Annotated in this window: 6 protein-coding genes; all 6 read right to left on the bottom strand. The window is 36.5% G+C overall.

The window, feature by feature from the left end:
• Positions 1 to 245: 245 nt before the first annotated feature.
• The 6 genes from E1750_RS17145 to E1750_RS17120 all read right to left on the bottom strand — a co-directional run bounded on the left by E1750_RS17145 (position 246) and on the right by E1750_RS17120 (position 14,092).
• Positions 246 to 4,073 carry an ATP-binding protein gene (locus tag E1750_RS17145; protein ID WP_133277943.1) on the bottom strand — a complete coding sequence of 1,276 codons (3,828 nt, stop codon included), beginning with the start codon at positions 4,071 to 4,073 and terminating at the stop codon, positions 246 to 248.
• Between the two features lie 240 nt (positions 4,074 to 4,313).
• A complete protein-coding gene (locus tag E1750_RS17140) occupies positions 4,314 to 8,222 on the bottom strand; it encodes a hypothetical protein (protein ID WP_133277942.1) in 3,909 nt (1,302 codons plus the stop codon).
• Positions 8,223 to 8,321: 99 nt separating this feature from the next.
• Positions 8,322 to 8,807: a hypothetical protein gene (locus E1750_RS17135; RefSeq protein ID WP_133277941.1), complete on the bottom strand. Its 486-nt coding sequence runs from the start codon at positions 8,805 to 8,807 to the stop codon at positions 8,322 to 8,324.
• Positions 8,808 to 8,900: 93 nt separating this feature from the next.
• Positions 8,901 to 12,941: a cellulase family glycosylhydrolase gene (locus tag E1750_RS17130; RefSeq protein ID WP_133277940.1), complete on the bottom strand. Its 4,041-nt coding sequence runs from the start codon at positions 12,939 to 12,941 to the stop codon at positions 8,901 to 8,903.
• 111 nt (positions 12,942 to 13,052) lie between these two features.
• The gene (locus E1750_RS17125) at positions 13,053 to 13,499 is read right to left on the bottom strand and encodes a hypothetical protein (RefSeq protein WP_133277939.1); all 447 of its coding nucleotides are present in this window, start codon (positions 13,497 to 13,499) and stop codon (positions 13,053 to 13,055) included.
• Between the two features lie 353 nt (positions 13,500 to 13,852).
• The gene (locus E1750_RS17120; RefSeq protein ID WP_133277938.1) at positions 13,853 to 14,092 is read right to left on the bottom strand and encodes a hypothetical protein; all 240 of its coding nucleotides are present in this window, start codon (positions 14,090 to 14,092) and stop codon (positions 13,853 to 13,855) included.
• Positions 14,093 to 14,108 lie beyond the last annotated feature (16 nt).

Below are 14,108 nucleotides of genomic sequence, written 5' to 3'. Positions count from 1 at the left end.
ATTTACACAGATTTCGATCTGTTATGATTACACGAATTTTTAAAAACAACTAAAATTCGTAGAATTAAATTTAAAATAGTAATACAATTTGTGCTAATTCGTGCAATTCATGTCTAAAAATTTTGAACGCGAATGCGCTGCGGCAATACAATATAAGACAACCTTATCATAGACCATAACCAACGGTTTCAACCGTTTGAATTGGAGTAAAAGTTTATAAAAGTCTAATTTGTGATGCCCTTAAATCACTCTCTTCCAAGACTGCTTACAAATTCAGTAGGGGTCATTCCGAATTGCTTTTTAAAGGAGGTACTAAAATACTTTGGATTGGCAAAACCCGCAGAGTAGGCAACTTCTTTGATATTGATATCACCTTCGACAAGCAATCGCTTAGCATATTTTAATTTGGTATGAATGATAAAATCTTGAGGCGATAAATCGATTAAGCTCTTCAATTTCATATACAAGGAAGTCCTACTCATCCCTATTTTATTACAAATATCTTGAAGTGTAAATTCTTCATCTCTAATTTTATCTAAAACAATCAACTCTAATTTTTCAATAAAATCAGCGTCTTTTTTGGTTTTGAATTTTTCGGCATTGTCAACATCACCTTGATGCATATATTTGCCTTTTAGTTTTTCCTGCCAACTAAATAAATTATTTATTTTGGCCAAAAGAATATTGATATTGATGGGTTTTTCAAAATATTCTGTAATTCCACTTTCTATACTTTTTTGTTCATGCGAGCTGCTATGCAAAACAGTCATCATAAATACAGGAATATGATTTAAATTGATATCATCTTTTATGGCATTACACATTTCGACTCCATCCATCAAGGGCATTATATAATCGGTTAGTATCAAATCAGGGAAGATTTGTAGCGCCATATCTAGTCCTTCTTTACCATTGGTAGCTTCGTAAATCAAAAAGTAATTTTCTAAAAATTGAACCATATTCCGTCTTATGGTATCATTGTCTTCAACTATCAATATTTTACAATTATTGAATCGTTCTAGCTCTGAAACATCAAATGACACTGCAGTTGCATCATCCTTTTTTATAGCCGATAACAAATAGGAACTTTCTTGATTGGGCAATTCTACCCTAAAAGTGGTCCCCATATCTTCCTTGCTCTCGAAAGAGATTTTTCCCTTGCTTTTTTCCACCAGATTTTTTACGATCATCAATCCCAGACCGGTACCTGAATATTTGCTATTGGCAACATTTCGTGCTCTGTAATAATTATTCAAAATATATTTTTGTTCGTCTTTGGGTATTCCTATTCCATTATCCGATATTTCTATAATTAAATTCTCTTTTTTATTATAGGAAATAGCAACTGTTATTTTGCCATTTTCTTTAGAGTATTTTATAGCATTGGAAATGAGATTAAACATAATTTTGTCTAAGTCTTCTTTTTCAAAGTAAAATATTTCTTTTTCAAAACTATTGTTGATCACGATATCCAATTTTTTTTCACTCAACAAAGGATTAAAGTGATTGGTAATATCCAAAAAATACTCGTCAATTCTAATTTTTGATATTTCAACCGGTATATCGTTATCCGAAGTAACAATGTGAAAATTGAGCATTTGACCTATTAAAGAATTCAATCGCTTTATATTGGACTTAATCTCTGATTTATTACTAACATCCGTTTCGTTTTCTAAGGATGCAATTAATATGCTTAAAGGTGTTTTGATTTCGTGAGTGATATTATTAAGCGTATTTATTTGTTCTTCTTTATTTCTTTTGGATTGCCAAAGCGTGGTTACATATACCACGGCATATAATAAGCCTCCAAAAATTAAAACATAAATTAAGTAAGCCAAATAAGAGGCCCACCAAGGTCTTGCGATACTTATTACAACAGATTTTTCTTGACCCCAAATACCGTCTTTATTCGAAGCTCTGACCTTGAAAGTGTAATCCCCATAACTTAAATTGGTATAATTTACGCGTATTTTACTACTTGGTTTGGACCAATTTTCATCGAATCCCTCTAATTTCCAGGTGTATTTAACCTTGGAAGAAAATCCGTGCAAGACCCCTATAAATTTAAAGGCTATGGAGTTTTGCGAATATTTCAAGTTGAGTAGTTCGGTTTCATTGATATGCGACTCAAGAATTTTGGTTCCGGGTTTAACGATTTCATTAAATAATGAAAACTCTTCTAAAACCACTTGCGGCAAATACGCTTGAGTACTAATTTTATTGGGGTGAAATAGGGTAACTCCATCAAGACCGCCAAAAATTAATTCGCCCGAATTTAATTTAGCATACGCATTATAATTGAACTCATTACTCGAAAGTCCATCACTTTTATCATATTTTACAATGGTGGTTAAGGATTCTGAAATCAGTATTTTCGCGATACCTTTGGTAGTACTGACCCAATATTCATCAGGACTATGCTCTATAATGCCTTGTACAATATCGGATGGTAAATCGGAATCACTTGTAATCGTACTAATTTTTTTGGTTTGAATATCATAAATAATAATTCCAGCCCCATTGGAACCTATTAGTAATTTTCCTTCCTTGGTTTCTAAAACACTATTTAAAGTAACATATTCTAAGCTCCCTTTTTTGGCGCGAAGATTGATAATTTCAGATAATACTCCAGCGGTACTAATTCGAAATACTCCGTTTTTACCAACCGTAATTATATCTCCATTCTTTGCCTGGATAATATCCCGAATTTGATTTATTCCGTACACTTTGATTTGCCCATTTGCCTTAATTTCGGTCAAATTACCATTTACCCCGCCGATCCATTTGTTGTTTTGCTTGTCGATATAAACTTTAAATACTTTTTTGATCGGAATATTACGTTGAATTGGCTCTGTGTCTCCATAGTGTTCTAATGCCAAAGTGTTTTTATTAATCTTGAATAGACCGCTGTAATAGGTTCCTGCCCAAACATAATCTCCATCCAGTGCCATCGTTAGAATAATTTCACCTGTGGATGAATTGCCAATATTTTTTAAGTGTTTCCACGAATTTATATTCCTATTCCAAATGTTAATACCGTTTTTCGTTCCAAACCAAACCGTATTATTACCCACATCAAGAAAGGAACGGCATAAATTATTGGATAAGCTATTTGTATTCCTCGTTTGATGTTTTATTACAGTAAAATTATTTTTTAGTGAATTGATGTAATTTAACTCCCCTCCGTAGGTAGCAATCCAGAGAATATTTTGCTTATCGACAAACAAATCGTGAACACCATCGCTAGAAATGGAATCTATATCATCTTCGTTATGCAAATATTGTTTGATGATTTTAAAATTTTTATCCAGGACAATGACACCGCCACCATCGGTAGCCACAAAATAGTTTTTATTGTAAACTACTATGTCTTTTATAGTGAAATCGTTTAATCTAGCGTCGGAAAGTACTACAGCAAAGCCAGAAAAATTCACATCAGTTCTATATAGTTTCCCGTTTGTTGTACCAATAAAGACATATTGTCCTATTTTTTTTATTGTAGTAATTGACGAAGTGCTTACTGGAAAACCTTCTATTTTTGTAGTAGTATTGTTCAGTGTGTTCAATAGAAACAAACTATTGGCATTACTAAAAAGAATTGAGGAGTTGATAGCACAAATACTAAAAAACGCTGGGTTAACAATTTCATTTAAAACGTATTGTTCACTATTCCAAGAGCATTTCCACAAACCATTATTGGCCGAAATCCAAATTACCCCCTTATTGTCTTCAACAATTTTGCTGACAATAAATGAACTCGTTTGACTTTTGGCAGAAACCAAACGAAATTTGTCTTCTTTAGCATTATAGACACAAAGTCCGTTTTCGGTACCAATCCAAATACGCTGTTTTGAGTCTATAAAAACAGTTAATATCCGATTATTCACTCCTTCGGGTAGTCCGTAATATTTATTATATACATAGGAATCTCTGGAGTCGTTTCTAACCACACCTTCTTCGGTAGCAAGCCAAATTGATCCATATTTATCCTGAGCTACAGCATAAATAATACTTTGAGTAATATCATTGTCGGATTTTAGTTTTTCAAATACGGCATAGGATTGGGCTTCCAAATTACATATTTGAAAGAGGAAAATGAGAAGTATAAATAAATGTTTATTTGTCAAAACGGTACTTTTGAAATTATTTTTTGTTCATTTTTCTAAGTTGTATCAAATATAGAATTTATTGTGGTCAAATTAGTAATAAAATAATGCCTAAAACCAAATTATTTCATAAATGATATCTGTTGCAAACGGTAAAGAAAAAAATTAGTTCAATTGGTAAATTTCAATTTATTGTCAATTCAAAGCCTAATTCACAACTTTCTTACTTACTACTTTACCTTCCGCTGTACTAATTTTAAAAATCAGTACCTGCGGTGAAATTCCTACCGCATTGAAGCTATACGATTTGCTTTTGATGTTTTTGTGTTGCCCTATTTTTCTTCCTTGAATATCAAAGATGGTAATTAAATCCAGTACTTCAGCACCTGAGTTGACATAAAATACGCCTTTGTCTTTATAAACCACAATCGAATTGGAATCGAAATTCGTCTGATCGATTCCCAATGTTTTAGCATACACTATCTTAAATCGATCCGAAGCCACCGAGGCAGGAACACCGGCATCAACGGTGAAATTATAATTCAAGTTGCCTTCTTGGGGTATTTCGGTAGTGGTGTTGGTGTAACTGTCCTGTAGGTACGGATTGGCTCCTGTCAATGCACTAGCATCGATTTTTAGCGTATAATAAGTTCCTTTGTAATTATTAATGCTCAATGGAATTTGATCCGCTTCAATTGGAATTGCTCTTCTTTCGATAGACAATAATTTACCGCTATTCGAAGTCGCCATATTTTCATCGAAGTTGGTTAACTTGACTGCATCATTTTGATTGACCCCATTGCTTTCGTTTGCACCAAAATCAACAATCAAACCATCTAAAGGATAGCCATTTTGTGCTAAAGTGGCGGTTTCATACAATGCTAAACGAAGGCTAGAAACGGTATTGGCCGTCTTGAAAACCGAGGTTTGTGGTGTACCATCATATTTGTTATTTTCAGCAAAAGAAAGCGTAGGTGTTGCCGTCGGTACAGCTACTGTTTTTACAAAAGCTCCTTGCCAAGGTTGCAAATATCGATTCGCAGTCGAACCGCCAGTATTGGTATTAGTTGCCACATTAACGGTAACATATTGTCCTTTTGTACCCATTTTGGGCTCTAAAACATAATAAAATGAGGTATTCAAATTGGTTGAAGTTGATAATACCGCTTGCATATCTACTTGTGCCTGATAAGGATTTCCAATCGCACTAAATCCATTCGCCGTAGCATTTAAATTGGGAACTGCAACTGTTCCAATTTTTAAAGCTCCCGTTGCTCTTAAAGTCGTAGCATCATTGCCCAAGGTCATAATATTAGTGGCTTGACGGCTTCCTCTGATATAAATTAAATATGGCAATCCTGCTGCAAGTGTACCAGCGGTAGTTGTCATAGCCGACCACGACGCGGGAGCTCCCGTATTGTTATGGGTAAACAAAGATGGGGCATTGGAAGTGGTAGCGTCAAAACCATTTACATTTCCTCCGCCTCCAGTTATATGCGTTCCGTACCCTGGATTTGGGTTTGCGTTCAGGCTATTTTCTTGCCAATTCGCTTGAATTGAAGTCGAAGTCGTAACTGGTGAACTCAATAAACGATAAGCTCTGAAACCTGCAGGAATATAGCGTTCTACAATTACATTTCCGTTTATCGTTCCCACAACTGGGGCAACAACAGCGGTTTGAGTTGCTGTGGATTTTAAAGTTAAAAAACCGTTTGTTACCAGCGAACTTCCCGCATTAATTAAATTTAAAGTTAATTTACCAGAAACGGTAACAGGAGCAGAAATTGTTTTAATATTGAATCCACCGCTGCCATCATTAATACTCAAATTAGCATAATCCGTTCTTGGTGATATCGTTTGTGCAGATAAATTACCACTTCTAAAATATTCGATAGTACTTCCCGCCAAAATTAGACTTGTTCCTGCAATTTCAGCTCCTTGAAATTGAACCGGTGGATTAGTAGTATTCGGACTAGCAATTCCAAAAGCTACAAAACCAGAAGCCCGGGCGGTTCTGAACGTGCCGGCAATTGCAGCTGTTGCCCCTGAATTCAAATAACAGTAGGATGTATTATTTATATTTAAAGTAGAACCAGAAGAAACATTTAAGGAAGTTTGTACCACGAAAGGGGTTGTAACAGTAAATGACGAATTATTTTCGAAAAATATTTTTCCAAAAGTAGCATTTATAACATAAGTAGAACTTGCCGCCTGAAAATGAACTTCTGATGTACTATCTAATGTTCCAAAAGTGGGCAAAGTGGTAGTTTGCAAAACAAGACTATTCACCGCTGAACTAGCCGCAGTAACATCGATAGTTCCTGTTATTGGAAAAGTATTCGCCACCGTTAGACTAAGTCCCGGTTGAGAGGAATCGCCAACCACTATTTTAGAATTGGTTCCTGAAACCGTCCAAGGCGCGGTAGTTGTCACCGCTGTGGTATTTCTAATGATGAATGTCTGTCCGTTCGCAGTAAAATTTGAAGGATTCGTTCCCGTTCCATCTGCATTAGATCCCCAGTTAGTTAGTGTGGTCAATGGACCTGAACCATCGTAATAAAAAGTTTGTATGTCGACCTCAACTACTGTAACCGAAAAATTTCTTATATCGATAAAGTTATTTACATTTCCAGTAGTAGAAACTATATTTGAGTTACCCTCAACAACTCCAGTAACATAAGGAGCGTCCGAATAATATTGAGTCATTTTGGGTTGGGACGAAGAAGTAAATAAATTACTGAATTGAACCTGAGTGAAATTAGTGTCACTTGTATTGATTAGTAAGAGCGTTTCCTTTTTGTTGTTTTTGAATTTATATCCGTACAATGATTTCACGCCATTGACAGAAATGGGATTGGTTCCGAAATTTATTTCTTGCATTTCAGTCATATCGGCCGAAGCTTTGGCAACTAATTTTGCGGCAATGCCAATAGGTGCTAGTTTCATAGGATTGCTGGGTTGTACTACATTGCTGTCGGAAATATAATGATAATCGAGTTGACCCACTTTATCTCCTCGAGTAATCCAACTTTGCACTAAAGCAGCGTATCGAACTCCAGAAGCCCAAGTGAGATCGGCATTGGTTTTTGTCACTCCATATTCTGTGAACCAAATTTTATAATTGGAAGGAACCAAATTATAGTCTGCTTGCGAGTCTATTGGATATTGTATACCTTCGGCAATAGCTACTTTTGCAGTAGCATTAGTGTTGATTATAGTTTGATCTCCGTAAGTATCATTAAGATAATGATGCTGTGTAACTGCATAAATACTATTTTTTAATGCCGTATAATTGGGGTTGGTGTTGAGCCCATCAAAAATGGTATTATTCCAGACTTCTCTTGCTTGCGCATTAGCCTCCAATTTAGTGGTGCATAATGCAAACTTCATATTAGGATATTGGGCTTTTATCGCAGCTACCACTCTATTGCATTGCTCTAAATAAAGATTTGCTATAAATACAGTGGCGTCCTTTTTACTATTCGCTTGAAAAGGTTTACTATTTGCAGCATCCCAACCACCATAGTAAATGCTTCCAACTTGTGTAATTTCATAAATGCCACTTTCTGTATTACCAAAGTAAAACTCATTACCCAATTCAATAGCAAAAGGCAATTTACCTTGCGCTCCAAATTCGGCTAAAGCGGCGAGCATATCCGTTATTTTCAGGTCTAAAGTTGAGGTACTTTTGAGTGTAGCTTCACTAGCATTGACATCGACTCCAGTTATTGGCGTAGGCCTAGCCATATTAACCACATAAATGATTTTGGTTCGATTGGGAAGCACACTCACAAATTGTGGAATTTTAAGCACCTCGGTATTTGCACCCCAAGTTTTATCGGTATTGTCGATAAACTTTCCTGTACGCCAATCCCAATAATTGGCTTGGGTTCCAGCGGGATAGCGCACCACATCGGGGTTCATCTCAGCAACTAGATTTTTAAAAGAAGCATCTGTCCACCAAATTCCACTATCAGATCTACGATTAAATCCTATGTCTAAATTTGCTTTATCTCTCACTGTTGGGTCTAAAGTCGTGTTGACTACCTGAGCGTTGGAGTAAAAGGAAAGGAAAGATAAAAATAAAATTACTTTAAGGTAATTTTTTGTTCTCATAATAAATTATTATTTTGTTACTATTACTAATGTTAATTTAATTTTTACTTTATCGGCTTTCATATTCATCTAAGAAGCCTTAATAATAAGTCCGGTGAATCAATTTGCTCTATTTAATTTTTTTAAGCTACTGACTTCTGAAGGCAAAATACTAAGCTGATACTTTTCATTTGAACCTGCATTTTTCTGAACTCCCGTTTTAACCGCGTTTATGAATTCTATATGTTTATACTTCTTTTTTACAGGAAAATTTTTCCTGTATTGCCTTCCATTTTTTAACTGAACTAGTACCGCAAATCTTCTAAAATAATTTATTTTTAGAAAAAATGGAAAAACGGGAAACAAGGCCATAAACATGGTTATGTCTAGTTGAGCATACTCAATAAAAAGGAAAGCAAGTAGCACTGGAAATAAGATCGAAATGTTTTTAAGTTTTGATTGGTATACTTTGATATAAATTTTATCAAGATCCGAAAACGGAATTTCATTCCACTCATTTTTCTTGTATTGTACAACTAAGCCATTCTCGGTCATAAGTTGCTTGTCGAATTGGATTTCATTGGAATTAGTGGAAATAATTTTCATCCTATCGTATTTTAAAGCTTAAATCAAATTGTTTAACTGTTCTTATGTTAATAGAGATCTATAATTTGGTTTAATTATTTACTGTATCATTATTTAATTCACAACTTTCTTACTGACCACTTTACCTTCCGCTGTACTAATTTTAAAAATCAGTACCTGCGGTGAAATTCCCGCTGCATTGAAGCGATACGATTTGCTATTGATGTTTTTGTGTTGCCCTATTTTTTTTCCTTGAATATCAAAGATGGTAATTGAATCCAGTACTTCAGCACCTGAATTGACATAAAATACGCCTTTGTCTTTATAAACGACGATTGAATTGGAATCGAAATTCGGCTGATCAATTCCCAATGTTTTAGCATATACTATCTTAAATCGATCCGAAGCTACTGAGGCAGGAATACCGGCATCAACGGTGAAATTATAATTCAAGTTGCCTTCTTGGGGTATTTCGGTAGTGGTGTTGGTGTAACTGTCCTGTAGGTACGGATTGGCTCCTGTCAATGCACTAGCATCGATTTTTAGCGTATAATTAGTTCCTTTGTAATTATTAATGCTCAATGGAATTTGATCCGCTTCAATTGGAATTGCTCTTCTTTCGATAGACAATAATTTACCGCTATTCGAAGTCGCCATATTTTCGTCGAAGTTGGTTAACTTGACCGCATCATTTTGATTGACCTCATTACTTTCGCTTGCACCAAAATCAACAATTAAACCATCTAAAGGATAGCCATTTTGTGCTAAACTAGCGGTTTCATACAAGGCTAAACGCAGGCTAGAACTGGTGTTGGCCGTCTTGAAAACCGAAGTTTGTGGTGTACCTTCATATTTGTTATTTTCAGTAAAAGAAAGCGTAGGAGTTGCCGTCGGTACAGCTACTGTTTTTACAAAAGCTCCTTGCCAAGGTTGCAAATATCGATTCGCAGTCGAACCTCCAGTATTGGTATTGGTCACCACATTAACGGTAACATATTGTCCTTTTGAACCCATTTTTGGTTCTAAAACATAATAGAATGAGGTATTCAAATTAGTTGAAGTTGATAATACCGCTTGCATATCCACTTGTGCCTGATAAGGATTTCCAATCGCACTAAATCCATTCGCGGTAGCATTTAAATTAGTAACTGCCACAGTTCCTGTTTTTAAAACTCCCGTTGCTCTCAAGGTCGTAGCATCATTGCCCAAGGTCGAAATATTAGTGGCTTGGCGGCTTCCTCTGATATAAATTAAATAGGGCAATCCTGCCGCAAGTGTACCAGTGGTAGTTGTCATAGCCGTCCAAGAAGCGGGAGCTCCTGTATTGTTATGGGTAAACAAAGATGGGGCATTAGAAGTGGTAGCGTCGAAACCATTTGTGTTTCCTCCGACGCCGGTTATATGCGTTCCGTACCCTGGATTTGGGTTTGCGTTCAGGCTATTTTCTTGCCAATTCGCTTGCACTGAAGTCGAAGTTGTAACTGGTGAACTCAGCAAACGATAGGCTCTAAAACCAGATGGAATATAGCGTTCGACAATTACGTTACCGGTAATCGTTCCCACAACTGGAGAGACAACAGCAGTTTGAGTTGCTGTGGATTTTAAGGTTAAAAAGCCTCCTGTGGTGAATGTACTTCCTGCATTTGTTGACTGACTTACGGTCAATTTATTTGTTACTACAATAGGTCCGTTTATTGTTTTTGTTGTGGAGCCTGCCGACGGTACCTCTGAAAACGTGAGATTTGCATAGCTAACAGTTGTGGGTAAAGTAGAAATTATTTGCGTTGAGGTTCCTGATGCTGTAGACCTTGAATACTCGATAGTACTTGCAGCACCAAGTATTAAATTTGGATTTGCATCGAAAAATTGAATGGACCCTTTTGCTAAATCTGCTGTACCCACACCAAAACTAAAAATCCCTGCCAATTTTGGGCTTTTCACAGTACCATTTATAACAGCTGTTGCTCCTGCAGTAAGGTAAACATAATTTGCTGTTGCAAATGCTAAATTCAATATGGAACCACTAGCAACGGTCAAGGAAGTTAGTACGACAACTGGAATGGTGGTACTCGAAAAACTAACAGAACCTGAACCATCTATAAACAATTTCCCAAAACTAGGGCTAGTTACAAAAGCATAATTAGTTCCTGAAGCGAGTTGAAAATGAACTTCTGAAGTACTATCTAATGTTCCAAAAGTTGGCAAAATGGTACTCTGCCAAACAAGACTATTCACTCCCGAACTGGCCGCAGCAATATCGATAGTTCCCGTAATTGGAAAAGTATTCGCCACCGTTAGACTAAGTCCCGGTTGAGAGGAATCGCCAACCACTATTTTAGATCCTGCACCCGAAACCGTCCAAGAAGCAGTAGTTGTAACCGCTGTGGTATTTCGGAGAATAAAAATTTGTGCATCGGCAGTGAAATTGCTTGGATTTACTCCTGTTCCATCGGTATTCGACCACCAATTGATTGTATCGGCTACCGAACCTGAACCATCATAATAATAATTGCCATTTAGAACAGTTGTAGCCGAAAAATTATCGAAATAATAATCTCCTGCATTCAAACCAGAAAGAAGCTGAAACTCCAATGAAGTCGTGTTCGGCTGAACCGTGTACGGAAAAGCAAATTCTTGATACGCATTGGTCAAAGTCAAATTCGGTGAAGTTTGGTATGCTTCAACTCCGTTGATGACTGCTTTTATGCGAATATTGAAAGTTTGGTTGTTATTTCCTTTGGCAAAACAGCGAAACGAATAATTAGCACCTATGGTAAAACCGGTGGTTGCCGTTTTATTATTGAGAATAACACTTTCGGGATTTGTCCCCGCTGTAGCAACATTAATTTTTATGGTTTTGCTATTGTTGTAGCTTTCCGCAGTCAAGGCATTGTTTCGGCTGGCTACTGCCCCATTTTGTGTGGTTAATCCCCAAACGAAATCATAATTACACTCCAAATCAGCATTGTCTATAATTCCTGAACTACTGCATTGGGCATTCAAAACGGCATTTCGTACATCGACAACCCAATCTTTATTGGTTACTTTATAAATGGTTTTTCCAGATTCATCGCCCGCATCCCAAACCGCAAAAGAAAAACCCAAATCAATGGCTTTCTGTGCCAAATACCTATGAAATTCCGCTCTGGAAGCAGGATCCGGTCCACCATTCGCGCCATATTGCCCCGTGCTGTAATTAAAACCGCCTTCATTGTCAGCACCAAATTCTCCTAAAAATACGGGAACGCCAACAGTCTGTGACCAATTTTTTACTAGGTTGAAATGAGCATCAACATCCAATTTGTCCTGTACAGTTCCCCAATCGTTATCGTTATTTGTAGCATCGGCCGAAGCTGTAAAGGCTCGAGGCAAATAGTAATGAAAAGTCGCGATGAGATACTTATCATTGTACAAATAATTGTTGTTATTAGGATAAGAAACTCCCATTTGCAAAGGAGATTCATAAGAATTTTTCTTGCCTCCGTTTACGATGACATTTCTAGTAGGATTGGTCGCCCTGATAATATTCAAAATATAAGTGTTGGTGTTATCTACCTCTGCCTCATTCATCGAAAAATAAGCCTCATTCATTATTTCGAACAATAAATTCTCCGATTTATTTTGAAAACGGGTCGAAATGGCGGTCCAGATGGCTCTGAAGCGATCTTCTGCAGCTAAGCGATCTGCCCCTGTTTTGTAATCCGGATTTGGTTGACCTCCAATAGTTGCTCGGTAACTCTCCCAAAACCAATGATCCCCGTGAACATCAATAATGGGGATAAGTCCTTTAGCCAAAGCCCAATCTACCACTTGTTCTATACGATTTAAATAAGCAGTACTCACCGTATAATCAGATACATTGCCTATATAATTTCCATTTGCATCTTTGTAAGTCACACTGGAAAACGGAGTGGTATAGCTGTCAAAACGTATTGGAATCCTAACGGTTTTAAATCCCACTAAAGCAATATTGTCAAAATAAGATTCTTGCACCGGTGGCGCCCAATTACCTTCGATAGGCGCACTGAGCACATTCCCAAGGTTGATTCCTCTTCCCATTTTGGCTACCATGGCATTGGGCGTGATTTGGGCTTGCAATGACAAAATGGAAAGATGGTGCAAGACTACCAGCAGAATGATTGATTTTGATTTCATATTGAATTTCTTTGGTTTTCTAAGACCTTGGTGCAATTTGATTACGATTCTAAAAATGCTATTGAAACTAACAAACAAACCTACTTGGATTAGCTCTCACTCTTCTCCTTTTTAAGCCGACATCAGTCTGTTGGCTTGGTAATGCAAATGTTCACAATATACTTTATCCATTATACTAACACTTTCTGACTTCAAATGAAGGGACACTCTTTTGCAATGCGTAGTTCCATCTTTGAGTCGCAGTTTTAGCACATACCATTTGTAATTGTGCACCGCTATGAAAACAGGAAAAATGGAAAAGAAGGATGCGATAATGAGCATTTCGAATGGAGCGTACTGTAGGACAATATAGATTAGCAAAAAGGGCAAGCTGATCAGCATTAGTTCAATAATGGGGTTCAAATTATTTCTTTTAATATAAATCTTATCCAATTCAGAATATAAAATTTCTTTCTCGCTTTTTTTTCCGCTATTCAAAATCACACCATTATTGACTAATGTCAGGGTGTTAAATTGATGTAGAGCGAAGGCTTTTCTAATAGTTGAAATAGTTATCATAATGTTGTTGTTTTTAAGCGCATTTAATTAGGACTAAAACCAAAACTATTTCTTTGGTTTTTGAACCTAGCAAGCCCTAGCCACCTTGGGTAGTGCCATGCGTTTTGAATTTAGTTTGTTGTCACTAGAATTTTTAATCCGTAGTTTTCAATTGATTTCGCTGTGCATCGAGGCAATAATTTATTGTATTATTTTTTAGACTTTACAACAATAAAATGTGCAGCCTTTGGGTTGTATTTCGGTTAGTTGAATGAACAATACTCTTTCGTTTTTCCTAAAAACGACTGTGTTTATAATTAGTTCTCCCCCCGAAGAGTATCGGGGGATTTTGAACTAATTTTGAACCTCAATTTTTATTCTTGAGTCCTGCTTTCTTGCTGAGTCATCGCTCTGAATCGCAAGAAAACGAATACTAGACCTATCAACCCCATCACCCAAACGTAGTCGTCAATGGGTGCTGCAGGTTCGTCAACTGGAGCGTCAGGTAAATCTGTTGGATCTTGAGCAAATGCTTCTGGAATAGAAACCATCATAAAAATAACCAACAATAGGGTTTTGTTTACTATCGTAGAAAATCTATTTGTATTTTTCATCTTTTCTGTTTTTTTA

Source organism: Flavobacterium nackdongense (genome assembly GCF_004355225.1).
Classification (GTDB): domain Bacteria; phylum Bacteroidota; class Bacteroidia; order Flavobacteriales; family Flavobacteriaceae; genus Flavobacterium; species Flavobacterium nackdongense.
This window is presented reverse-complemented; position numbering and strand designations above follow the sequence as displayed.